Annotated in this window: 21 protein-coding genes; 8 read left to right on the top strand and 13 right to left on the bottom strand. The window is 59.4% G+C overall.

The annotated features are described in order from the left end of the window. Nucleotides 1-28 precede the first annotated feature (28 nt). The 9 genes from G5195_RS15795 to pspA all read right to left on the bottom strand — a co-directional run bounded on the left by G5195_RS15795 (nucleotide 29) and on the right by pspA (nucleotide 8572). On the bottom strand, nucleotides 29-997 hold the full coding sequence (locus G5195_RS15795; protein WP_005346227.1) for an ABC transporter permease: 969 nt from the start codon (nucleotides 995-997) through the stop codon (nucleotides 29-31). Beyond that, complete coding sequence (locus G5195_RS15790; protein ID WP_139494223.1) at nucleotides 994-2007, bottom strand: ABC transporter ATP-binding protein; 1014 nt, start codon at nucleotides 2005-2007, stop codon at nucleotides 994-996. Before G5195_RS15790 ends, G5195_RS15795 begins: the two co-directional genes overlap by 4 nt. Nucleotides 2008-2150: 143 nt before the next feature. Then, entirely contained in the window at nucleotides 2151-3296 is a 1146-nt protein-coding gene (locus G5195_RS15785) for an ABC transporter substrate-binding protein (RefSeq protein ID WP_421236292.1), read from the bottom strand. Nucleotides 3297-3493: 197 nt separating this feature from the next. Further along, nucleotides 3494-4417, bottom strand: coding sequence for a LysR family transcriptional regulator (locus G5195_RS15780; RefSeq protein WP_421236291.1), 924 nt, complete (start codon nucleotides 4415-4417; stop codon nucleotides 3494-3496). Nucleotides 4418-4607: 190 nt separating this feature from the next. After that, the gene (locus tag G5195_RS15775; RefSeq protein WP_421236290.1) at nucleotides 4608-5639 is read right to left on the bottom strand and encodes a YcjF family protein; all 1032 of its coding nucleotides are present in this window, start codon (nucleotides 5637-5639) and stop codon (nucleotides 4608-4610) included. Between the two features lie 53 nt (nucleotides 5640-5692). Next, entirely contained in the window at nucleotides 5693-7099 is a 1407-nt protein-coding gene (locus G5195_RS15770; protein ID WP_421236289.1) for a YcjX family protein, read from the bottom strand. Between the two features lie 145 nt (nucleotides 7100-7244). Continuing rightward, nucleotides 7245-7649 (bottom strand): envelope stress response membrane protein PspC, encoded by a 405-nt coding sequence (gene pspC, locus G5195_RS15765; protein WP_005333670.1) that lies wholly within the window; start codon nucleotides 7647-7649, stop codon nucleotides 7245-7247. Further along, entirely contained in the window at nucleotides 7646-7882 is a 237-nt protein-coding gene (gene pspB, locus G5195_RS15760; protein ID WP_005333672.1) for an envelope stress response membrane protein PspB, read from the bottom strand. Before pspB ends, pspC begins: the two co-directional genes overlap by 4 nt. 3 nt (nucleotides 7883-7885) lie before the next feature. Continuing rightward, nucleotides 7886-8572, bottom strand: a complete 687-nt coding sequence (pspA, locus tag G5195_RS15755; RefSeq protein WP_005361184.1) for a phage shock protein PspA — start codon at nucleotides 8570-8572, stop codon at nucleotides 7886-7888. Between the two features lie 195 nt (nucleotides 8573-8767). On the opposite strand from pspA, the gene pspF reads away from it, so the two are divergent. From pspF to G5195_RS15725, 6 genes are all read left to right on the top strand, one after another. Then, complete coding sequence (pspF, locus tag G5195_RS15750) at nucleotides 8768-9796, top strand: phage shock protein operon transcriptional activator (RefSeq protein WP_005333674.1); 1029 nt, start codon at nucleotides 8768-8770, stop codon at nucleotides 9794-9796. Between the two features lie 108 nt (nucleotides 9797-9904). Beyond that, a complete protein-coding gene (gene sapA, locus G5195_RS15745) occupies nucleotides 9905-11500 on the top strand; it encodes an ABC transporter substrate-binding protein SapA (protein ID WP_421223907.1) in 1596 nt (531 codons plus the stop codon). Between the two features lie 2 nt (nucleotides 11501-11502). Further along, on the top strand, nucleotides 11503-12462 hold the full coding sequence (locus G5195_RS15740; protein ID WP_421223893.1) for an ABC transporter permease: 960 nt from the start codon (nucleotides 11503-11505) through the stop codon (nucleotides 12460-12462). Between the two features lie 35 nt (nucleotides 12463-12497). After that, nucleotides 12498-13391, top strand: a complete 894-nt coding sequence (locus G5195_RS15735) for an ABC transporter permease subunit (protein ID WP_421223891.1) — start codon at nucleotides 12498-12500, stop codon at nucleotides 13389-13391. Further along, complete coding sequence (locus G5195_RS15730; RefSeq protein WP_227342654.1) at nucleotides 13391-14389, top strand: oligopeptide/dipeptide ABC transporter ATP-binding protein; 999 nt, start codon at nucleotides 13391-13393, stop codon at nucleotides 14387-14389. Before G5195_RS15735 ends, G5195_RS15730 begins: the two co-directional genes overlap by 1 nt. Before the next feature lie 34 nt (nucleotides 14390-14423). After that, complete coding sequence (locus tag G5195_RS15725) at nucleotides 14424-15209, top strand: ATP-binding cassette domain-containing protein (protein WP_421209248.1); 786 nt, start codon at nucleotides 14424-14426, stop codon at nucleotides 15207-15209. Nucleotides 15210-15313: 104 nt separating this feature from the next. Here the strand turns inward: G5195_RS15725 and htpG are convergent, their stop codons facing one another. Further along, a complete protein-coding gene (gene htpG / locus G5195_RS15720) occupies nucleotides 15314-17227 on the bottom strand; it encodes a molecular chaperone HtpG (protein WP_139746660.1) in 1914 nt (637 codons plus the stop codon). Nucleotides 17228-17392: 165 nt separating this feature from the next. After that, nucleotides 17393-17995 carry a recombination mediator RecR gene (gene recR, locus G5195_RS15715; protein ID WP_019444931.1) on the bottom strand — a complete coding sequence of 201 codons (603 nt, stop codon included), beginning with the start codon at nucleotides 17993-17995 and terminating at the stop codon, nucleotides 17393-17395. Between the two features lie 214 nt (nucleotides 17996-18209). On the opposite strand from recR, the gene G5195_RS15710 reads away from it, so the two are divergent. After that, entirely contained in the window at nucleotides 18210-18932 is a 723-nt protein-coding gene (locus tag G5195_RS15710) for a DUF2982 domain-containing protein (protein ID WP_227342650.1), read from the top strand. A 468-nt stretch (nucleotides 18933-19400) separates the two neighbouring features. Then, the gene (locus G5195_RS15705; RefSeq protein WP_216953430.1) at nucleotides 19401-20432 is read left to right on the top strand and encodes a LacI family DNA-binding transcriptional regulator; all 1032 of its coding nucleotides are present in this window, start codon (nucleotides 19401-19403) and stop codon (nucleotides 20430-20432) included. A gap of 145 nt (nucleotides 20433-20577) precedes the next feature. Here G5195_RS15705 and G5195_RS15700 read toward each other — a convergent pair whose 3' ends face one another. Beyond that, complete coding sequence (locus G5195_RS15700; RefSeq protein WP_421236288.1) at nucleotides 20578-20997, bottom strand: GNAT family N-acetyltransferase; 420 nt, start codon at nucleotides 20995-20997, stop codon at nucleotides 20578-20580. Between the two features lie 96 nt (nucleotides 20998-21093). Then, nucleotides 21094-23115 carry an alpha-glucosidase gene (locus tag G5195_RS15695; RefSeq protein ID WP_421236287.1) on the bottom strand — a complete coding sequence of 674 codons (2022 nt, stop codon included), beginning with the start codon at nucleotides 23113-23115 and terminating at the stop codon, nucleotides 21094-21096. Nucleotides 23116-23125 lie beyond the last annotated feature (10 nt).

The raw sequence follows: 23125 nt of genomic DNA, 5'->3' as shown, positions 1-23125 counted from the left end.
TCCTTGCTGCCGGTTCAAAGCGATTGATTCAAAGCGCATCAAAAGCCCCCAGTCTTTTCGCAATCGCCAGATAGATGGCGATGATAAGGATCGGCACCAGCGAGAAGGCGGCGGCAAAGGGCAGGTTGCCCGCCGTTCCCTGCTGCATGTAGACCACCTGACCGATATACATGGTCGAGTTGCCGATGATGCCGGGGATGATGTAATCACCGAGGGTCAGCGAGAAGGTGAAGATGGAGCCCGCCACCACACCGGGCAACGCCAGCGGCAGGATCAGGTTGCGAAAGGTCTGGGCGGGTGTCGCCCCCAGATCGCTGCTCGCCTCCAGCAGGGATCGCGGAATACGCTCCACCGCCGCCTGAATGGGCAGGATCATGAAGGGCAGCCAGACATAGACGAACACGATAAAGGTGCCGAGCCGCGAGAAGGAGAGCGACGGGCCACCTATCACCGGCAGGGAGAGGATGGCATCGAGCAGCCACTCCAGCCCCATGCTGTCGGCCAGCCAGCTCACCACTCCCTCCTTGGCCAAGATCAGCTTCCAGGCGTAGACCCGCACCAGATAGCTGGACCAGAGCGGCAGCATGATCCCCACATAGAACAGCGCCCGGGTCTTGCCACTGGTGTAGCGCGCCATGTAGTAGGCAACCGGAAAACCGAGCAGGGCGCAGGCCAGGGTCACCAGCAGCGACATGCCGACGGTGCGGCCGATCACATCCAGATTCTCCGGCCGTAGCAGGGCGACGAAGTTTTGCAGCCCCAGCTCGTGGCGCACCTGACCGCTGAACTCGTCCAGCCCGAACAGGGAGTTGGAGAGCAGCATCAGCAAGGAGCCGACATAGATGATGCCGAGCCACAGCAGCGGCGGCCCCAGCAGGATCGCCAGCAGCAGGCCGGGCCGACCATAGAGCAGGGTCGAGAGGCGCCGCAGCGGCCTGAAACGGGCAGGTTCGGGCTGATGGTTCATGGCAAGACTCGCACTGTGAGGGGCACTCATGGCTGCGCCCCCTGATGGGCGCCACTCAGGCGATGGATGGCCTGCTCCGGCCAGCTGAGACTGACCCTGCTGCCACGGGCCAGACGGGCCTGCCCCTCATTGGGGTGGTTGACGATGATCTCGAGCTGCTCCCCGAGATCAACCCGATAACGGACGAAGGGACCCAGATACTCCACCTCGCGGATCTCTCCCGACCAGCCCGGCGCGCCCGCCTCAGCGAGCCGGATCCGCTCCGGGCGCACCATCATTTGGCTGCCGTCACCGCACAGCCGTCTGGCCTGCTCCCCTTCGAACAGATTGACGGTACCGACGAAGCGGGCCACAAACGGCGTCGCCGGAGCGTCGTAGATAGTATCGGGCGCAGCGATCTGCTCGATCTTGCCCTGGCTGAAGATGCAGATCCGGTCGCTCATGGAGAGCGCCTCCTGCTGATCGTGGGTGACGAAGATAAAGGTGATGCCCAGCTGGCGTTGCAACGCCTTGAGCTCAAGCTGCATCTGCTCGCGCAGTTTAAGATCGAGGGCCCCCAGCGGCTCATCCAGCAGCAGGATGCGTGGCTGGTTGATGAGGGCTCGGGCGATGGCGATGCGCTGGCGCTGGCCGCCGGAGAGCTGGCTCGGGCGGCGCTTGCCGACCCCGGGCAGTCGCACCAGCTCCAGCATCTCGTCCACCTTGCGGTAACGCTGTGCCTTGGCGACCCCCTTGAGCATCAGGCCATAGCCGATGTTGTCGCGCACATCCATGTTGGGAAACAGGGCATAGTCCTGAAACACGGTATTGAGGTTGCGATCGTAGGGGGGCACGGTGGAGCAGGGTTCGCCAAACAGGCGGATCTCCCCGTCGCTCGGGTACTCGAAGCCCGCGATCATCCGCAGGCAAGTAGTCTTGCCGGAACCGCTCGGCCCCAGCAGGGTAAAGAATTCCCCGGAGGGGATCTGGAAAGAGATGTCGTCGACCGCCTTCACATCGCCATAGTGGCGACTGATCCGGTCAAATTGTACGGCGTTCATGGGGCGTCCTTGTCTGTGCTGGGATGGGCCGGACTCCTGTCCGGCCCGCTTGATTATCCGCTCTCGGCAGTCGTGCAGAGGAGGCGCAGCGCCCCTGCCGTTGGCAAGGTGGCAGCGGTTCCGACCACCTTGCTCACCCCGCCTTAGCGGCCGCCCAGAATGGCGATATAGTCGGAAACCCAGCGGTAATAAGGCACGCAAGTTCCCTGGCTCTTGCACTGGGAGACCGGAGTGCGCCAGAAGCGAACCCGATCGAAGTTGTCGATACCGTTGGTTTTGCACCCGGTCGGGCCCAGCAGGGCATTGCCCTCGCAGGCGGCAGGTACCACAGGCACCGAGCCAAACCAGGCGGCGAGATCTCCCTGCAGCTTGTTGCTCAGGGAGTGCTCCAGCCACTTGTAAGCGCAGGTGAGGTTCTTGGCATCGCTGTGCACCATGCTGGTATCGGCCCAACCGGTCACTCCCTCTTTCGGCACAGTGGTGGCGATGGGCTGCTTGTCGGCGATCAGGGCGTTGGCCTGGAACGGCCAGGAGCCTGAGGCAACCACCCCTTCGTTCTTGAAGTCGTCGATTTGAACGAAAGCATCATGCCAGTAGCGTCCCACCAGCTGGCGCTGCGTGCGCAGCAGATCGAGGGAGGCCTTGTACTGCTCCTCGTTCAGCTCGTAAGGATCTTTGATGCCCAGTGCGGGCTGATGGGTCATCAGATAGAGGGCGGCATCGGCGATGTGGATCGGGCCATCAAAGGCCTGCACCCGCCCCTTGTTGGACTTGCCATCCGCCAGGGTCTGCTCCTCGAACACCACGTTCCAGGAGTCTGGTGCCTTGGGGAACACCTTGGTGTTGTACATCAGGATATTGCCGCCCCACTGGTAGGGCACGCCGTAGTGTTTGCCATCCACAGTGTGCCAGGGGGCATTTTGCAGACGGGGATCAATCTTGCTGTAGCTCGGGATGAGCGCCAGATTGAGCGCCTGCACCTTGCCACCGGCAATCAGACGCAAGCTGGCATCGCCGGAGGCGGTCACCAGATCGAAGCCCCCCTCGTTCATCAAGGCCACCATCTCGTCCGAGGTGGCCGCCGTTTTGACGTTCACCTTGCAGCCGGTCTCTTTCTCGAATCCGGTCACCCAGTCGTAGTTCTTGTCGGTCTCACCACGTTCGACGTAGCCAGCCCAGGCCACAATATTGAGCTGGCCTTCACCCTTGCCGAGCTCGGTCGGGGCAGCCTGGGTCTGGCCTGCCAGCAGCGCCGGAACAAGAGCCAGCATCAGAGGGGTCAATTTCATCATGCACTCCTTGCATTGTGTTGACTTGCATCAGGTGAGGGAACGCCGCCATGGGCGTTAACATCCTGTTAACCAGAAATGAGCTTAGGGGAGTGGCAATACGATGAATATTTCAATTTTTGGTGGCTCAGGTATCAGCTAAATCGATATCGAGTGCAGATGAATCTGATTTTTGGTGGCTACCCCGCAAAAGATGGCTAGCGAGGGAGCGCCTGACGGGCCCGCAACCGGCTCTGATCCCGCGCAATATCGATAAATTCCCGCGCCGTCCAATCCAGCCGAGAACCACGGCGCCACACCAGCCCGATATCGATGGCGGGAATGGGCTCCTTGATGGGGCGCGCCTCGACCCGCTCCTGCTCCAGCGACCAGGGGCGATAGGCAAAATCGGGCAGCAGGGCGACCCCGAGCTGGCTGGCGACCAGACTGCGCACTGCCTCCACCGACGCGGTGCGCAGCACGATGCGGGGGGAGATGCCGTAGCGGCGCAGGCCGCCACCGATGATCTGATCGAGCTGATCGGCGGTCAGCGAGATCATCGGCTCCTCCCCCAGCGCGGTGAGCGAGAGGGTCGACTCGGCGCAGAGCGGGTGGTTGGCGGCCAGCCAGAGCCGCAGCGGCGAACGGGTCAGCAATTCGGTATCAAACGCCTCTTGCCGGATGGTGCGGTTGGTCATCAGGATCCCCACATCCACCTCGCCGTTGACGATCTGGTGCTCCAGAAAAGGCTGTTCATCCTCCTTCACCTCGATCTGTACCGCCGGAAAGGCGCGGCGAAAACGGCCGAGCGCCTCTGAGAGGTAGTAACCCGCCACCAAGGTGGTCACGCCGACGGTGAGTCGCCCCTGATCCTGCTGGGCCACCGCTTTGAGTGAGTGGCTCGCCTCGGTCATGGCGCCGAGAATACGGCGGGCGTGGAGCAAAAACTGGTGGCCCTGAGTGGTGAGGGTGACGCCGCGCGGATTGCGCTCGAATAGCGGGGCACCGAGCTCGGTCTCCAGCTCGCGAATGGCGCTGGTGACCGCCGACTGGGAGATGTGCAGCTCGGCGGCGGCACGACTCACTGAGAAGCTGTCGGCCACGGCCACAAAATAACGGATCTGGCGAAAGGTAAAGTTCATCGGGCATCCTTGCCGATTGGTACGATGAGTGTGATTGGTAAGATTGACTGCCAGCTTAACCGTAAACGGGCGCCTCGCCAAAACCGGGCTCTGCTGCCAACTCAATGATCTGCCGATTAAAACCATGCCCCTGCGGCTTGGCGAGCACGACAGGGGCATGGGTCATCGCAACAAGGTGCAGACAGGGCTATCAGGATTTGTTGAGATACCCCGCCAACTGGCCGATCAGCCGCTTGCGCAGCTCGCCGAGTTTGGGTTTCTCGTCCGCACACCAGGGCAGCGGGCGGCACGCCTCTATGGTGCGCAGGCCAAGGCGAGCGGTGAGCAGCCCGGCCCCAACCCCTTGCGCCGCGCGGGCAGAGAGCTTGGCGGCAAACTCGGCGCCCAGCAAGTCCATCCCCACCTCGGTCACCAGCTCGGTGGCACCGGCGTAGAGCATGTTGCGAAACACCTGACGGATCAGACGTATGCGGCTCCAGTAGCCAAGTTCGATGGCGTAGACATCGGCGATATCCTCGATCATCCGCAGGTTGCGCCACAGCATCAGCATCATGTCGACGGTGGCGAGCGGGCTGAGCGCCACCAGCACGGCGGCCTCCCCCGACCATTTGGCCACCCGCGCCTGGGCCAGCTTGTCACGCTCGCCGAGTACCAGCTGGCTATAGAGGGTCAGCACTTCCCGATCGCTGTGGCTCTCATCGAGCTGGGCCAGCCAGGTTTGATACCCCTCGCGCCCCTTGTCGCCACTTTTGACCGCCAACCCTTCGCAAAAGGCCTGCCCCTGCCCGACTCCCTGATGAGCAAGCAGATCTTCTGCTCGCGAGCGCACATCCTGACGCCGCTTGAGGGTGCGCAGCCGCAGCCACTCGCGCCCCACCACGCTGGCAGTTCCCGCCGCCACCAACGCCGAGGCTGCCAGCCAGGCGCTCCCCCAGAGCGGGGTGGTGAGGAATTGATCGTAAAGAAAGGCGCAATACTGGCCCAAGGAGAGCAGACCAACCGCCCCCAGCCCCCACGCCAGCAGCCGATGGCGGCGGCGCGGTTTGCTGACGAGGGCGCTCTCCACCTCGGTGAACTCGTCCAGCTCGTCGAGGCGCTCGAAACTTGCTTCCTCCAGCCGCTGAGCCGGTGCGGGCGGTCGCTCGTCACTGGCCACCGTCAAGGCAGGCTCAAGGATCACCTTGCCCTGCAACGGTGGCCGCTCTTTTATCTGATCGTTCATCGCATTGTTCTCCTGTGCGCAGCCTTCGGCTCAGGTGCCAAGACCGCACACCGTTATTCGAGGTGATCCCCGAGCAGAAACTCCAGCGCTGCATCGAGCCGGATATGGGGCAGTGCCTGATGGGGGCTCATGGGCATGGGGCGAAACGCCTGAAAATCAAAGCCCTGACTGTTCCACCACTGCGCTGGCGGAATATGGGGCGGCACCTCCCCCGGGAACAGCAGCAGCGGATCACCGCTCAGGCTGGTGCCACGGATGGCGGGGAACTCGCGGCCATTGGCCACCCCCTTGCCCACTTCGGTCGCCTTGATGGCGGCGAGCGCCAAGCACTCAGTGGTGATCCCCTCAAAACGAGCCTGACCGCGACCGCTGCGTACCAGATGCTGCAGCAGGGAGACCATGGGCGCATGCTGTTCGGGGGTGACGTGATCGGCCTTGCTCGCCACAAACAGCAGCTTGTCGATACGGGGCGAGAAGAGCCGCCGCCACCAGTTGCTTTTGCCGTAGGCAAAGCTCTCCATGATGCGGGCGATGGCCTGCTGCATGTCGCCAAAGCTGGCCGCCCCGGCGTTAAGCGGCTGCAGGCAATCCACCAGCACGATCTGGCGATCAAAGCCGGCAAAGTGCTGCTCATAAAAACCCTGCACCAGATGCTGCTTGTACTGCTCGAAGCGCTGCTTGAGAGTGGCGTAAAGAGTGCCATCGGCGGGCTCGCCGACAGGCATCTCCCACACCCAGGGGACAAATTGCAGCATGGGGGCACCGGCATACTCGCCCGGCAAGACGAAGCGGCCGGGCTGAATAAGGTGCAATCCCAGCTCCTGTTTGCAAGCATGCAAGTAGGCGGTGTAACGCTCGGCTAGCTCAGCCACCGGCCGCTCTTCGAAGCGCTGATCGACCTGCCACCCGGGTGTCAGCCAGCTGGCGGCAAGTGCCTGCAGCTCTGAGCGACGAAGCTGCTCGCGCACCTGTTCGCTCCACTGCTCGTAGCTCATCTCAAGGAGCGGCAAGTCGAGCAGCCACTCTCCGGGGTAGTCCACCAGATCCACGTAGAGGGTGGAGATCTCCCCCAGATGTTTGCGCAGGGGATGACGGGTGCGATAACGGATTTCGAGGCGCACTTCGGCCACCCCGCGGGTCGGCTCGGGCCAGGCAGGTGGATCGCCAAACAGGGAGTCGAGGCCACGCTCGTAGGCAAAGGTGGGGATGTGGGCATTGAGCTGCGGCACCCGGCGGGCGCCGAGGATGCGCCCTTGACGCAGGGCATCCCACAACGGCAAACGGCCGTCGATGGCCGCGTGTTCCAGCTGGTTGACCAGCGCCGTGATAAAGGCGGTTTTGCCGCTGCGAGAGAGGCCGGTCACCGCCAGCCGGATATGGCGATCCCGCACCCGGTTCACCACGTCGTTCGCCTTGTGTTGCAGGCGAGTCAACTTCTGTTCCAGTTTGTTGAGTATCAAGGCTTGATCCGTTCTCCCTTGGTGGTTGCATCCGGCGTGCTCAGCCGTGCGAGAGGTCGACCGCTTATCCACGTCTGGATAGTTGTCGTCGATAGTGGATCATCACAGAAGATTCCACCATCGACATTGAGTGCTTTAGCAAGCACTACAGCTTGCGAAATTCCCGCTGCAGGGTGAACTCCCTGGAGGTCACCAGTTTCTCGATCCGCTGAACTCTGGGCTCCAGCGCGTCAAGTTCCTGCGCGATGCGTCCCAGCGCCTGATGCGGGGTGATCCCCGCCTGCCAGCTGCGGGCCTTCATCCGCACCTCGGCAAAGTCGGCGTCCTCTTGCGAATAGAGGGTGACCGGCTTTTTGTCGAGCAAGAACCAGGCGGCGATATAGGCGGTGAAGGTGATGAAACCGGCGAAGATAAGGCCACTGATGGCGAGCAGCCGCACGATCCAGGTCTCCACCCCGAAATACTCAGCCAAACCGGCACAGATCCCGGCTATCTTGCCACGCTGGGGATCGCGATAGAGGTTACGCCCTTCACGACTGACACTGCTCATACCTTGTTCCTCCAACCGGGTACTTCTGCATCCAGAATTGATTCCAGCGCGCCCACTCGCTCCTGCATCTTCTCGGTGCGAGCCAGCAGCCCTTGCAGCTGTTCCCGCTCGCTATCGGCAAGACCGGCGCCGATGCGCCCCTTGGCACGATAGTGCAGCACCAGCCAGATGGGGGCCACCACCACCATGAAGACCACCATGGGAACCATCAATACGCCCAGCAGATCTTCCATCTGTTACTCCCCCTGTTTGCCTTCGCTTTTGCTGTCGCCCTGCCCCAGCTTCTGGCGCATGGCTTCCAGCTCACGACTTATCTGATCGTCCACTTCCAGCTCGGCAAACTGCTGCGCCAGCGCCTTGTCGGACTGTCCCAGATCGGCGCGCGCTTCCATTTCGTCGATGCGACGCTCCATCCGCTCGAACTTGCTCACCACCGCCTGGCTCTCGCCACGGGCGACCTGGCTCTGCACATTGAGACGGCTGCTGGCCGCTTCGGTGCGAATGGCCATCGCCTTTTGACGGGCGCGGGCATCTTCCAGCTTGGCTTCGAGCTGACGGATCTCTTCACCCAGCTTCTCGATGCCGCTGTCGACCGCCTGCTGCTCGCGGTAGAGGGTCTCCGACAACTCGGTCTGTTTCTTCTTCTCGATAAGGGCCGCGCGGGCCAGATCTTCACGTCCCTTGGTCAGGGCCAGCTCGGCCTTGGCTTGCCACTCGTCAACCCGCTCCTGATGACGGGCGACCTGACGACCAATCTCTTTCTGGCTGGCGAGGAAGCGGGCCAGATTGGAACGCTCCTTGACCAACTCGTCCTCCATCTCCTGGATGATCAGGCGCACCATCTTCTGGGGATCTTCTGCCTTGTCGAGCAGGGCCGTCAGGTTGGAATTGATGATGTCGGCCAGACGGGAAAAAATACTCATGATTGCACTCCTGTTATTGGCATGGCGTTGTTTCTCCATTGACAATGGCAACTTGTGTGCCAATCTGGAACAAAATTTAACTTGTTGATTTATATGGGCTGAATAGCCGGATTGCAAGATGCCTCGCGCAAGAGATGATTAAAATCACCAACTTTTGGTAAGATTGACCAGTTTTTACAACTGACAGGGATCACTATGACCACGGCCACGGAAAGCCTGCTGGGGGAATCCAACGCATTTCTCGAGATCATTGAGCAGGCCTCACGGCTCGCCCCGCTGCGCAAACCCGTGCTGATCATCGGTGAGCGGGGGACGGGCAAGGAGCTGATCGCCCACCGCCTACATTATCTCTCGGCGCGCTGGGATCAAAGCTTTGTCACCATCAACTGCGCCACCCTGAGCGAGAGCCTGCTGGAGACCGAGCTGTTCGGTCACGAGGCGGGATCGTTTACCGGCGCCGCCAAGCGCCATCAGGGCCGCTTCGAGCGGGCCGATGGCGGCACCCTCTTCCTCGACGAGCTGGCCACCACCAGCGCCCGGGTGCAGGAGAAGTTGCTGCGGGTCATCGAGTATGGCGAGTTCGAGCGGGTGGGTGGGGCCAAGCCCCTCAAGGTGGATGTGCGGCTGGTCTGCGCCACCAACGAGGATCTCCCTGCGCTGGCCGACAAGGGGCAGTTTCGCCACGATCTGCTCGATCGGCTCGCGTTTGATGTGATCACCCTCCCCCCCTTGCGGGAGCGGCGGGAAGATATCCTGATGCTGGCGGAGCACTTCGCCCACAGCATGACCCGGGAGCTGGGCTATCCGCTGTTTGCCGGTTTCTCGCGTAAGGCAACCCAGCTGCTGCTGGATTACCACTGGCCGGGCAACGTACGGGAGCTGAAGAACGTGGTGGAGCGCAGCATCTATCGTCAGGGCAATCCCCAGCTGCCGCTCTCGACCCTGGTGCTCAACCCGTTTGATTCCCCCTGGCGACCACAGGTCACGCAACCTGCGCAAGAGGCCCGAAGCGAGGTACAATCTGCATCCCCCCTCGCCTTGCCGCTCGATCTCAAGCAGGCGGTGGCAGAGTACGAGATTAATTTACTCAAGCAAGCGATGCAGCAATCCCAGTATAATCAGCGCAAAGCCGCTCAACTGCTGGCCTTAAGCTATCACCAGTTCCGTGGCATGCTACGCAAATATCAGCTGCTGGATGGCGATAACGATGCAGAACAAGAGTGAAGGAGTGCGGTTGATGCCGACTCCAGCAACACGCCAGCCTTCGCGCTGGCACATTTGTATCAAAACGTGCGTACAAAACCCCTATAAGAACATGGTTCAACAATGAGAATGCTCACACCCTTGCTGCTGGGTCTGCTGGTGCTGGTCACCGGCTGCCAGAAGCAACCCGAGGCCTCCAAAACCGGACTCATCTATTGTGCTGAGGGATCCCCCCTCTCCTTCAATCCCCATGTTTCCAACTCCGGGGTGACACTGGATGCCAGTGCCCGTCCGCTCTACGACCGCCTGCTGGAGGTGAACCCCAACACCCTGGCGCTGGAGCCGGCGCTCGCCACCAACTGGCATGTCAGCGAGGATGGCCTCACCTATACCCTGACCCTGCGCAAGGGGGTGACGTTTCACCATACCCCCTGGTTCAAGCCCACCCGCACTTTCAATGCCGATGACGTGGTCTTCACCTATGCCCGCCAGCTTGACGAGCAGCACCCCTATCACAATGTCTCCGGCGGCGATTACCCCTACTTCTACAGCCTGGGGCAAGACCTGCTGATCAAACGGGTGAGCAAGAAGGGGCCGCAGACGGTAGTATTCGAGCTGAACCAGCCGAACGCCTCCTTCCTCGCCACCCTGGCCAGCGACTATGCGGTGATCCTCTCCGCCGAATACGCCGAGCAGATGTTGCAGGCGGGCACCCCGGCCCTGCTGGATAGCCGCCCCATCGGCACCGGGCCGTTCAGCTTCAAGGAGTATCGCCACAACGAGTTCATTCGCTATCAGCGCCATCCCGGCTATTGGGGCGGCGATGCCAAGATTGAACAGCTGGTCTACGACATCACCCCCAAATCCGCCAAACGGCTGGCCAAGCTGCTGACCGGCGAGTGCGACGTGATGAGCACCCCTTCCGCCAGCCAGCTCTCGGTGATCAAGCAAAATCCGGCGCTGAGCCTCTCGGTCCAGTCGGGGATGAACGTCGCCTTTTTGGCCCTCAATACCCGCAAGCCGCCCTTCAACAACGTCAAGGTGCGTCAGGCCATTGCCAGCGCCATCAACATCGACAACCTGTTGCAGGCGGTCTATTTCGATACCGGCCTGCCCGCCAACAGCCTGTTGCCGACCCTCTCGTGGGGGTACAACCCCAGCCTGCCCGAGCGCAAACCCGACCTGAAACGGGCGCGCCAGCTGCTCAAGGAGGCGGGACTGGAGAAAGGGTTCGAGATGCAGGTGCTGGTACAGCCAGACGCCCGCCCCTACAACCCGGATGCGGTCAAGACCGCCCAGCTGATCCGCAGCGATCTGGCCAAGGTCGGGATCAAGCTCAAGATCGTGCAACGGGAGTGGCCGGTGATCGAAGGCCGTCTCACCAAGGGGCAGTACGACAGTCTGCTCTCCGGCTGGATTGCCGATAACGCCGATCCGGACAACTTCTTCCGCCAGCTGCTGAGCTGCTCGGCAGTGGAGCGCGGCAACAACTACAGCCGCTGGTGTAGCCCGGCCTTCGATCAGTTGCTGGATGATGCGGTCACCACGCCCCAGCTCTCGTTCCGGCTGCGTAACTACTACTATGCCCAGACCCTGCTTAACGAACAGCTGCCGCTGATCCCGCTGGCGCACGCCTTGCGTACCCAGGTCAGCCGCAGCGACATCGAGGGGCTGACGCTGATGCCCTTTGGCGGCACCTCCTTCAACCAGGCTCACAGGGAGTAAGCATGCTTCTATACACCTTGCGCCGCATCAACCTGCTGCTCATCACCCTGCTGGCGCTGACCTTTGTCGCCTACCTGCTGGACTATCGGCTGATCGGCAATCAGCTCAGCTTCTGGAGCGGCTATCCCAACTTCCTGCGCCGCATTTTCGCAGGCGACCTGGGGCTCTCCAGCGTCTCCGGACTGCCGGTGCTGGACGAGATCCGCCACTACTTCCCGGCGACCCTGATCCTCTGTCTGGCGGCGTTCGCCATCTCGCTGCTGGTGGGGATTCCTCTCGGCACCCTGGCGGCCCTGTCACAGGGCAAGACGCTGGATCTCTCCATCATGACTGCCGGTCTTATCGGCTATGCGGTGCCGGTGTTCTGGCTGGCGCTGCTGGTGGTGATGCTCTTTTCGCTGGATCTCGGCTGGCTGCCGGCGTCGGGCCAGATCAGCCTGCTCTACGACGTGCCCCCCATTACCGGCATCGCGGTGATCGATGTGCTGCTCAGCAACGAGCCCTGGCGGCAAGCGGCGCTGCACGATGCCCTGCGCCACCTCATTCTCCCATCACTGGTGCTGGCGGTGGTGCCCACCACCGAGGTGATCCGCCATGTGCGCAGCTCCCTCATCGACGTGATGAAGCAGAACTACATCAAGGCGGCGGCGAGCCGGGGCCTTTCCAAGGCGCAGATCGTCTGGCGCCATGGTCTGAAGAACGCCCTGCCGCCGGTACTGCCGCTGCTGGGTCTGCAACTGGGTAGCGTGCTCACCTCCGCCATGATCACCGAGGTGGTGTTCGAGTGGCACGGGATCGGCCGCTGGCTCATCAGCAGCATCGCCCTGCAGGATTACGCCGCCATTCGCGGCGCAACCTTGGTGGTCGCCAGTTTCGTGATCCTGACCAGCGTCAGCACCGAGTTGCTGACCACCCTTATCTATCCGGCACGGCGCAAAGAGTTGTATGCCAAACAAGATTGAACGCGCTCATGGCGTGACCAGGAGCCAGGTATCCTATGCAAGATAAATCGAACATCTATCCCGAGCTCAAGATCCTCTCGCCCCTTGAGCAGACGTGGGCCTCCTACAGCCGCAATCCGTTGGCGATGGCGGGGCTCTGGTGCTTTTTGCTGTTGCTGCTCATCACGCTGGCGGGGCCGCTGGTCGTCCCCTACGGCATCGATGAACAGCACACCGACAAGCTGCTGCTCGCCCCCTCCTGGGCGGCGACCGGCAACATCGACTACTTCCTCGGCACCGATGATTTGGGGCGCGACATGCTCTCCCGGCTGGTGGTGGGGGCACGTCTCACCTTCGGCTGTGCCCTTGTCGTGGTGGTGATCGCCATGGTGGTGGGCTCCGCCATCGGCATACTCGGCGGCATGAGCAAGGGGCTGAAATCGAGCGTGCTGCACCACCTGCTCGATACCCTGCTCTCCATCCCCTCCCTGCTGATGGCCATCATCATGGTTGCCATTCTGGGGCCGGGCCTTGGCAATACCCTGATCGCCATTACCCTGGCATTGATCCCCCCCTTTATCCGGGCCACTTACAACGCGGTGCATGCCGAGATGCAGAAGGAGTACATCATTGCCAGTCGGCTCGATGGCTCGCCCCCCTTCAGGATCATGCGGCTGGCTATTTTGCCCAATATCGTCGAGACCCTGGTGGCCCAGACCACCCGCACCTTGTCTGCGGCCATTCTCGATATCTCGGCAGTCGGTTTTCTCGGCCTCGGCGCACAATCCCCTCAACCGGAGTGGGGCACCATGCTGGCCGATTCGAGTGACCTCATCTATCTCGCACCCTGGACCGTCACTTTGCCGGGCATGGCTATCCTGTTCAGCGTGCTGGCCACCAACCTGGTTGGTGAAGGCATCCGCGAAGCACTCAAAGAGGGGAATGACTGATGCCGCTGCTCGATATTCGCAATCTCACCATCGAGATCGACACACCGCAAGGCAAGGTCAAGGCGGTGGACAAGGTGAGCCTGACCCTGACCGAGGGGGAGATCCGCGGTCTGGTGGGTGAATCCGGCTCAGGTAAAAGTCTGATCGCCAAGGTGATCGTCGGCATCGAGAAGGACAACTGGACGGTACGTGCCGACCGGATGCGCTTCAACGACATGGATCTGCTGAGCATGCCTCCCAAGGAGCGCCGTCGCATCATGGGTCGCGAGATCGCCATGATCTTCCAGGACCCCATCAGCTGTCTCGACCCCTCCGAGGAGATCGGCACCCAGCTGGAAGAGGCAATCCCGACCGATTCGTTCGAGGGGCAATTCTGGCAACGCTTCCAGTGGCGCAAGAAGAAGGCCATCGCCCTGCTGCACCGGGTCGGCGTCAAGGATCACCGCAAGGTGATGCGCGCCTATCCCCATGAGCTGTCGGATGGCATGTGCCAGAAGGTGATGATCGCCATGGCCATTGCCAACCAGCCGCGTCTGCTGGTAGCCGACGAGCCCACCAGCGCCATGGAGTCCACCACCCACTCCCAGATCCTGCGACTCCTGGACAAGATGAACAAGCTGGGCAATACCACCATCCTGATCATCAGTAACGACATCGCCGCCATCGCCAACCTGACCGATACCATCAACGTGATGTACTGCGGCCAGATGGTGGAAGTGGGCACCCGGGAGCAGATCCTTGAGACCCCGCATCACCCCTATACCGATGCCCTGCTCAAATCGATCCCCGACTTTGACAAGCTGGTGCGCCACAAGTCGCGCCTCGAGACCCTGCCCGGCGTCATCCCGCCACTGCAACACCTGCCCATCGGCTGCCGTCTGGGGCCGCGCTGCCCCTACGCCCAGAAGCAGTGCGTGCAGACTCCTTTGATGAACAAGATCAAGGGCCATCAGTTCAGCTGTCACTTCCCGCTGAACATGGAGGAGCCCAAAAAATGATGACCGTTAATGCCCCCATGAAGGAGCCCCGCTTGTGATCGAGCCATCCCTGTTGCAGGTCAGAGGCCTTAGCAAAACCTACCAGAACCGTACCGGTCTGTTTCGTCGTCAGGCAGTAGAGGCGATCAAGCCCCTCTCGTTCGATCTCGAAGTGGGCCAGACCCTCGCCATCGTCGGCGAAGCTGGCTCCGGCAAGAGTACCCTCGCCCGCATTCTAGCCGGCATGATCGAACCCACCAGCGGCGACATCGCCATCGACGGCCAACTGATGGTGCATGGCGATTACCAGACTCGCTGCAAACTGCTGCGGATGATTTTTCAGGATCCCAACACCTCGCTGAACCGCAAGATCCGGGTCGGCCAGATCCTGGAAACCCCGCTGCGTCTCAACACCGAGATGACCGAGGAGGAGCGCCGTGAGAAGGTGGTGCAAACCCTGCGCATGGTGGGGATGCTGCCGGACCACGCCCTGTTCTATCCGCAGATGCTCTCCTCCGGTCAGCAACAGCGGGTGGCGCTGGCACGCGCGCTGATCCTCAACCCCAAGATAGTGGTGGCCGATGAGGCGCTCTCCACCCTGGATATCTCGGTACGCTCCCAGATCATCAATCTGCTGCTGGATATGCAGGAGACCATGGGACTGAGTTATGTGCTGGTAGCCAACGATCTGGGCATCGTCAGCCATATCAGCGACGAGGTGCTGGTAATGCACGAAGGTCGGGTGGTGGAGCGCGGCAAGACTCTCAAGGTGTTTGCCGATCCCCAGCATGAGGTGACTCGCCGTCTCATCCAGAACTACAACAACGAATACCGCAAATAGAGAGGCGCTGGCCGCTCCCTTGCCGCTGTGTTTCGCCGAGCTCACTCGGCGAGATCAAAAAAGCCCACTGCATGCAGTGGGCTTTCTGTTACCGGCGTTGCTGCTTAGGCTTGCAGCAGCAGACGGTTGATACGGGAGACGAAGCTCGCCGGATCGTTCAGCCCGCCCTGCTCGGCCAGCTGGGCCTGTTCGTGCAGCAGGGTGACCCACTCACCGAACAGAGCCTCGTCTTCAATGGTGTCGAGTTTCTTCACCAGCGCATGGTCAGGGTTGAGCTCCAGAATGTACTTCTGCTCCGGTACCGGCTGGCCGGCCGCACGCATGAGCTTGATCATCTGGGTGCTCATACCGTAGGCGTCAGTGACGATGCAAGAGGGTGAATCGGTCAGACGGTGAGTGACACGCACCTCTTTCACTGCATCGCCCAGGCTCTTCTTGACCCGCTCCACCAGACCGGCGTTAGCTTTTTCGGCCTCTTCCTGCGCCTGCTTGGAGGCTTCATCTTCCAGATCGCCGAGATCCAGTTCGCCACGGGTGACGGAGATGAGCTGCTTGCCGTCGAACTCGGTCAGGTGGCTCATCAGCCACTCGTCCACTCGCTCCCACATCAGCAGCACTTCGACACCCTTCTTGCGGAAGATCTCGAGATGCGGGCTGTTCTTGGCAGCGGCATAGGAGTCGGCGGTGATGTAGTAAATCTTCTGCTGACCTTCCTTCATGCGGCCAACGTAATCCTCGAGAGAGACTGTCTGGGCTTCGCCCTCGCCAGCGGTGCTGGCAAAGCGCAGGAGCTTCGCGATCTCTTCGCGGTTGGCGTAATCCTCGGCCGGGCCCTCTTTGAGCACGTTACCGAACTCTTTCCAGAACTTGGCGTACTTCTCGGCATCGTCTTTCGCCAGCTTGGAGAGCATGGTCAGGACGCGCTTGGAGCAAGCCTTGCGCAGGGAGGCGGTCACCTTGTTGTCCTGCAGGATTTCACGGCTAACGTTGAGCGGCAGATCGTTGGAGTCCAGCACCCCTTTGACAAAGCGCAGGTAGGTCGGCATAAACTGCTCGGCGTCGTCCATGATAAAGACGCGCTGTACGTAGAGCTTCAGACCGTGCTTCTGCTCGCGGTTATAGAGGTCAAACGGTGCGCGGGCCGGTACGTAGAGCAGGCTGGTATACTCCTGCGCCCCTTCCACCCGGTTGTGACCCCACAGAAGCGGGTCTTCAAAGTCGTGGGCGACGTGCTTGTAGAACTCCTGATACTCCTCGTCCTTGATATCTTTCGGGTTACGGGTCCACAGTGCAGTCGCGCGGTTGACCTGCTCCCACTCGCCCGGGGTGCCGACGATGGTCTCACCATCCTCTTCCCGATCCGGGGTACCCTCTTTGTACATTTCCACCGGCACGCTGATGTGGTCGGAGTATTTGCTCACCACGGAGCGCAGACGCCAGTCGTCGAGGAACTCGTCCTCTTCGGCACGCAGGTGCAGGATAACATCGGTACCGCGACCCTCTTTGGTCACGTCAGCCACGGTGAAGGAGCCTTCCCCTTCCGATTCCCACTGTACGCCCTGCTCCGGCGCGGTGCCGGCGGCGCGGGAGACCACGGTCACCTTGTCGGCCACGATAAAGGCGGAGTAGAAACCGACCCCGAACTGACCGATCAGCTGGGAATCCTTACCCTGATCGCCGGAGAGGTTTTTGAAGAATTCGGCGGTGCCGGACTTGGCGATGGTACCCAGATGCTCGATCACCTGATCACGGGTCATACCGATCCCGTTATCGGAGATGGTCAGGGTACGCTTCTCTTTGTCCACCACCAGGCGCACACGCAACTGGCCGTCGTTTTCAAACAAAGAGGCATCGGAAAGCGCCTTGAAGCGCAGCTTGTCCGCCGCATCGGATGCGTTGGAGATCAGCTCGCGCAGGAATACTTCTTTGTTGGAGTAGAGGCTGTGAGCCATCAGGCTCAGCAGTTGTTTGACTTCAGTCTGAAAGCCGTGGGTTTCGGCATGAACACTTTGGGTCATGGACCAATCCTCAGAAACATCGGGTTGAACATATGCCCAACCTAGATGGGGACGGCCAATCAAATATCAAGGGGGCGAATGTGCAATCCTGCTCATTCGCCCCCTTTTTCCATTCAACTGCCGATTTTCTGATCAAGCCGCAATGATACAGCCCTATCCCGCCCCTTATTTGAGGCGCTGACGCCCCATCAGGGAGTGGGAGAGCGTGGTGCCATCCACCAGCTCCAGCTCTCCGCCCACCGGCACACCGTGGGCGATGCGGCTCACCTCTACCCCGGCAGCACGGGCCATATCAGCGATATACCAGGCGGTAGCATCCCCCTCGATGGTGGGATTGGTGGCGAGGATCAGTTCGCTGATGTGCTCTTCCTTCAGGCGGCGCTCGAGAATATCGAGTCCCAGCTCCTCCGGGCCTATGCCGTCCAGCGGCGAGAGGTGGCCCATCAGCACGAAGTAGCGGCCGGAGAACTGGCCGGTCTGCTCGATGGCGGCCACGTCCGCCGGGCTCTCCACCACGCAGAGCAGACCGTTCTCTTCCCGCTTGGGATTGGCGCAAATATCGCAGCGATCGTTCTCGGTAAAGGTGCGGCAGTGGCTGCAGTGGCCAATCTCGGTCAGGGCGCGAGAGAGCAGTTGGGCCAACCGCAAACCGCCGCTGCGCTCACGCTCGAGCAGGGTAAAGGCCATCCGCTGGGCAGACTTAGGCCCCACCCCCGGCAATACCTGCAGGGCTTTCATCATCTCATCGAGCAGGGGACTGAACTTCATAACACTCCTTACACAGGCCTGCCCCTCGCCACCACCAGGGCCACGACGGGTCAGCAAAACAGGATAACGCCATTGGCGCAGGACTATACCCGAGCCGGCCCATGACTGCCATTTGCTTTGCTGGCCAGCGCAAAAACGCGGCGCTTATACTTGGTCAAAGACAAACGGGCGGTGTCATAAAAGATCGCCCCCCTCATCAGGACAAGGAGGTTAAATGGAGACACAACATATAAAGCCTCTGGTCCGCCGAAACGGGCTGACCCTGATCTGGGCCGGGGGGCTCATCACCAGCCTGATGCTATTACTGCTCTGGTTGCTTGTGGAAGGCCCGGTGCTCCCGGCCTATATATTGCTACTGAGTGGCATGATGATGACCTTGATAGGCTGGTTCAAGCTCAATGAACCCCCGATCAGCCTCTCCCTATGCCAGCACTCCCTCCACTATCACCACAAATATGGCGGCTGGGCACTGAAGTGGCACAACATCCAGCGTATCGATCAACCCAGAATCCATGTTGGTTGGGATCTCCAGCCCCTGCCCTATATCGGTTTCAAGATAAAACAGTATGACGAGTTTCTGACACTGATCACTCCCAGACTGGCCGTGCATCTGTTGACAGAGCAGCGCCCTGTGTTGCTGCATGCCCTGCATAATGAGCAGCTCCATGGGCAGCCAGTGCATACCAATGACCCCTTACAAGGCATCGACTGGCTGGAAGAGAGTCACTTTTGCTCCCCGCAAGGGCTGCACTACGATGGAGCATTGGCCATGCTGGCTCAACGGATGATTCGCATGCGCCACTTGCTCGGTTATGACCTGTTGATCCCGGTAGGCAGCCTGGATCGGGAACCGGATGATTTCCTCAAACTGCTGCGCCAATACAGGCAGGAGGCGATCGTCTCTCCACTACCTTCATCAGAGCCACACGCTCAATAACCCCCCTGCCAAGTGGTTGTCGCTACGTCCCAGGCACTAAACGGTGAGCTATCCAACCCGGTTGTAACACCCATTAGACGATTGCAGAGAGTGCTGATGAGAACTACCGATTCCCATAACACTAAATACTCATACCCTGAAGTAACCACCCTTCACCATGTGGTGCGGTGTTTATTTGAACAGTTAACTGCCATGGGTCATGGCAGTTAAAGAGGCTCATTTTTCGACATTGGATGCCAAAACGCTCAAGCGCTCTTGGCAACACGTTTTTATTTGTAATGGCTAACCAAAATCTAATTACCATACAAGTAACCCGAATTGCCGACGCACCTCCTACAGCGAATCATCACTTTTATTTAAGCCTTATTTTTTATACACTTAAATACATGTCGGGAGATTATTGGATGGCTTTTCCCTCAGATAACGAAGGATGTCGAGCCGAGTAAAACCAATCAGGAAGCAGAACACGTGTCCTCGAGAAGCAAACAAACCGTCAAGCTTGATGATGTCGCGGCCCTGGCCAAGGTGTCCCCCTCGACAGTCTCACTTTATGTACGTCATCCAGACAAGGTAAAAGCCAATACCGGCCATAAAATTCAGCGTGCCATTGATGAATTGGGTTATGTGCACAACAAAATTGCCAGTCAGTTTACTGCCGGGCGAAGCTCGGCAATGGCAATTATCGTTCCTTCCATTTCCAATATTACCTTTAGTACCTTTGTCCAGCAGATTGAACATATCGTGAGTGATGCAGGTTTTCAGCTCTATATCGCATCTCATGATCACTCAATGGAAAAAGAGGAGCAGCAGATCCGCTCCATTTTACAATGGTCTCCTGCCGCCATAACCCTCACTGGCGCGAAGCACAGTGATACTACGATTCGTATGCTGGAGCACAGTGCGGTGCCTGTGGTTCAAGCATGGCAAATCGGTGAAGCCAGTCCGTTTGTCGCGCAGGTCGGTATAGATCATTTTCAGGTGGGTTACGATGCCGCATCTTACCTGATACGCTCCGGCTGCCATAAAATTGCCTATTTCACGACCCGTTTTAACGATGACGTGCGTGCGCAGAGCCGCTACAGCGGCTTTTGCCAGGCACTTGAGACGGCGGGTATGGATCCCTTGTTGGTCGAAATCCCTTACAGCGACAATATTTACCCCGCCGCACGCGAACTACTCATCAAGACACTGCTCAAAGAGCGCAAACTCGACGGCATTTTTGCATCAAACGATACCATTGGTACTGCATTGCTGATGGAGGCGATTGCACGCAATATCCCGGTACCAGAGCAACTCTCTATCATCGGGTTTGGCGATTTTCCAGGCAGCGGTTATCTGGCCCCCGTGACCTTGTCCAGTATCAATATCAATATTCACTCTGTTGCCAGCCAGGCTGCATCCATGATGTTACGGATGGCTCGCGATCCCGATTATAGAGGCGAGATCATTGATGCCGGATTTGACTTGATCCCCAGACAGAGTACCCGGTTTGTTTTGTGACCAAGCCAATATAGTCACACCATGATCCATCACAAAACCATGGCCTTGATAAATAGCCCATGAAGATAAATGCCCCCCATGTATCTACCAGAACACTATCCATTGCGTCAGATATTTTTAAGCAGGGCACCAGTTACTGCCAGCGCTACAAGGTTTTGGTTAAGTAATATCGCTGATGAAACACCGGGCACTTTTCCAACGTCATGACGACTGAATACCCCCGCGCTTGGTAAAAAGGCTTTGCTTGAAAACTAAAAGTATCGAGCTGTGAAAAACGGCAGCCGCGCTCGCGGGCAGCCTGCTCCATCGCTGCCAATAACCGGCCTCCTACACCGCGCCCCCGCAGACTGCTGGCCACCCACAGATACTCGATATAGAGCCAGTTGCCGTAGGTATGGCCGCTGCATCCTCCGGCACGACGCATCTGCTCATCCTGATAGAAGATGGCAAGTGGGCGACGTATCTGTTCACCGACAAACTCACGATTGGTTGTGATCAGATTGTCTCGTAAAAAATCGATGTCGTCCTGGCTGGGGTTTTGCACAACGTCAAGAGTGTCAATCATGCTGCTCTGCTCCTCTGGTGAAACATAATGGCCGTGAACATTGTCACGGCCATGGGTTATCCGGGTCGCATCCTCTATGGCGAACGCCGGTGCGATTTACGCCAGATCCTTTAGCTCGGCAAACAGCGAAGCCCAGGGACTTTTGGCACGATAGAACACTGGGGGCTGGCCAATCGGTGCAGGCAGAGTGACCCGCTGGCCCCCTGTAAAGCGCTGGCCGCTCCAGATATGAGTCCACTGCTCACCTGCAGGCAGGTAAGTTGTCCACTCACGCACATCCCCTTGGTGAACCGGTGCCACCAGCAACTCTGACCCATAGAGGTATTGATCCTGTATGACGTAGACCTCGGGATCATGTTCAAAATGCAGCATCATGGCACGTTGAACCGGATACCCTTTCTCAGCCGCTTCATCCACCAGGCTACGCAAGTAAGGAGTCAGGTGGCAATAAACTCGGGTCATCCGGGCAAAATGCGCCAACGTGCTGCCATCCTGGTCAAACTGGAAGTTCTCATCAGGGCGGTTACCTTCGTGGGTACGCATGACTGGGGTAAAGGCAGCCATTTCAACCCAGCGGTCAAACAGCTCCTTGGTTCGACGGTTGCCAAACAGTGAGGTGTAGCCACCGATATCCGAGTGGTGATAAGCGTTCCCCAACATACCGGAGGAGAGCGCCCCCGAGATCACCGTGACCAGACCGTCGTGACGGCTGAAATCGACACATTGATCGCCTGCCCACAGTAGCGGGCAGTATTGCTGCACCCCGGTGTAACCGGCTCGCATAAAGAACAGGGCATCACCGGTTTGGCCGTTCATAGCGATCGCGTCAGCGTTGCACTGGGCCCACAGAGTCGGCCAGGCATTGTGCATCAGCTTGGCATCGACACCGTTGTGCAGGTAGATGTTATCGGTCGGCAGGTACTCGCCAAAGTCAGCCATCCACCCCTTGATCCCCATGTCCAGCATGTTTTTACGCAGCACGGTATCACGGAACCAGGCCATGGCGTCTGGATTGGTAAAGTCGATACAGCCGCAATAGAATTCGCCAAAGTCGACCAGCGCAACCTGACCATCCTTGTCCAGCGCCATATAGCCGAGCTCTTTGGCGATCGGAAACAGCTTGCCATCTTCACACAGGTAGGGGTTGACGTAGGCCATGAACTCGATGCCCTGGTCATTGAGCGCCTTGATCCTGGCGGGCAGATTGGGGTAGCGATCCTGATGGTGCTGCCAATCCCAGTCCCAGAACAGGCGCTTGCCAAACGAGGTGACCCGCAAGCCGCACCAGTCTTCACTCCACAAACCCGAAACCTTGATACCATGGTCAAGGGCGTTTTCCAGACGACTGAAGGTATTGACCTCTCCCCCCTTCAGACCAAGGATCGCCCCCTTGTAAACCCACTCAGGCAACCTGGGCTGGCGGCCAAACCGGGCGGACAGTTTTTCGATAATGCCCAGATAGCTCTCTGCGGTGCGCAACTCGATGGCCTGCGGGATCGCCCACACTTGCAGCTCATGAAACCCTTCGTGACGAAAATCGAAATCGGCATAAGCGGTGGTGTCGATATGGCAGCTGTATTTACGAGAGGAGACAAACGTGGGTTGCGGATAGTTGGTGTGGTAGTAATCCCCACCGGCTTTGCCCATCACATCGGCTTTCCATTTGATCTCGCTGTGGGGATGGCGACCAACACCGGGCTCTGAGGTCCACAACGGAAAGTGACGGCCACGCAAATCAAAATAGGACATCTGCTCGCCACAACCCCAGACATGCTCTTTACGTTCGGCCGGCAATCTGACCCAAAAGCGGTTATATGCCTCGTTCAGTATGGTCGGATAAAGCATCACATCATCGCCATCACACACCACAGCCACCTGTAACAAAGCCGGGGTCAAGGCATTCGGGGCAAAAACAAACAGGTTGTTGTCAACCTGTTCGATATGAGTCAATGCGACGCGAGACTCGATATAGTCTTCGATATCAAAATTGCCGCGATAAATTTCCATTTTTTCCCGGCCCTTGCCTATATAAAACGCTGGGACATCCGCTTGATGAGAAAATAACAACTGCTGCTGGTGCTGAATCGTTAACGCCTGTGACGAAAATTCGAGTTGCATTGCATAAGCT

This window comes from Aeromonas sp. 601039 (genome assembly GCF_049174415.1).
GTDB classification, from domain to species: Bacteria; Pseudomonadota; Gammaproteobacteria; order Enterobacterales; family Aeromonadaceae; genus Aeromonas; species Aeromonas veronii_A.
This window is presented reverse-complemented; position numbering and strand designations above follow the sequence as displayed.

What these genes read in the sequence shown, in the direction of transcription:
- G5195_RS15775 (WP_421236290.1), bottom strand. Translation starts at nt 5,639, where the DNA reads ATGAACGATCAGATAAAAGAGCGGCCACCGTTGCAGGGCAAGGTGATC.
- G5195_RS15740 (WP_421223893.1), top strand. Translation starts at nt 11,503, where the DNA reads ATGCTTCTATACACCTTGCGCCGCATCAACCTGCTGCTCATCACCCTG.
- recR (WP_019444931.1), bottom strand. Translation starts at nt 17,995, where the DNA reads ATGAAGTTCAGTCCCCTGCTCGATGAGATGATGAAAGCCCTGCAGGTA.
- G5195_RS15695 (WP_421236287.1), bottom strand. Translation starts at nt 23,115, where the DNA reads ATGCAACTCGAATTTTCGTCACAGGCGTTAACGATTCAGCACCAGCAG.
- htpG (WP_139746660.1), bottom strand. Translation starts at nt 17,227, where the DNA reads ATGACCCAAAGTGTTCATGCCGAAACCCACGGCTTTCAGACTGAAGTC.
- G5195_RS15735 (WP_421223891.1), top strand. Translation starts at nt 12,498, where the DNA reads ATGCAAGATAAATCGAACATCTATCCCGAGCTCAAGATCCTCTCGCCC.
- G5195_RS15710 (WP_227342650.1), top strand. Translation starts at nt 18,210, where the DNA reads ATGGAGACACAACATATAAAGCCTCTGGTCCGCCGAAACGGGCTGACC.
- pspB (WP_005333672.1), bottom strand. Translation starts at nt 7,882, where the DNA reads ATGGAAGATCTGCTGGGCGTATTGATGGTTCCCATGGTGGTCTTCATG.
- G5195_RS15785 (WP_421236292.1), bottom strand. Translation starts at nt 3,296, where the DNA reads ATGAAATTGACCCCTCTGATGCTGGCTCTTGTTCCGGCGCTGCTGGCA.
- G5195_RS15780 (WP_421236291.1), bottom strand. Translation starts at nt 4,417, where the DNA reads ATGAACTTTACCTTTCGCCAGATCCGTTATTTTGTGGCCGTGGCCGAC.
- G5195_RS15790 (WP_139494223.1), bottom strand. Translation starts at nt 2,007, where the DNA reads ATGAACGCCGTACAATTTGACCGGATCAGTCGCCACTATGGCGATGTG.
- G5195_RS15795 (WP_005346227.1), bottom strand. Translation starts at nt 997, where the DNA reads ATGAGTGCCCCTCACAGTGCGAGTCTTGCCATGAACCATCAGCCCGAA.
- pspA (WP_005361184.1), bottom strand. Translation starts at nt 8,572, where the DNA reads ATGAGTATTTTTTCCCGTCTGGCCGACATCATCAATTCCAACCTGACG.
- pspC (WP_005333670.1), bottom strand. Translation starts at nt 7,649, where the DNA reads ATGAGCAGTGTCAGTCGTGAAGGGCGTAACCTCTATCGCGATCCCCAG.
- G5195_RS15730 (WP_227342654.1), top strand. Translation starts at nt 13,391, where the DNA reads ATGCCGCTGCTCGATATTCGCAATCTCACCATCGAGATCGACACACCG.
- pspF (WP_005333674.1), top strand. Translation starts at nt 8,768, where the DNA reads ATGACCACGGCCACGGAAAGCCTGCTGGGGGAATCCAACGCATTTCTC.
- G5195_RS15700 (WP_421236288.1), bottom strand. Translation starts at nt 20,997, where the DNA reads ATGATTGACACTCTTGACGTTGTGCAAAACCCCAGCCAGGACGACATC.
- sapA (WP_421223907.1), top strand. Translation starts at nt 9,905, where the DNA reads ATGCTCACACCCTTGCTGCTGGGTCTGCTGGTGCTGGTCACCGGCTGC.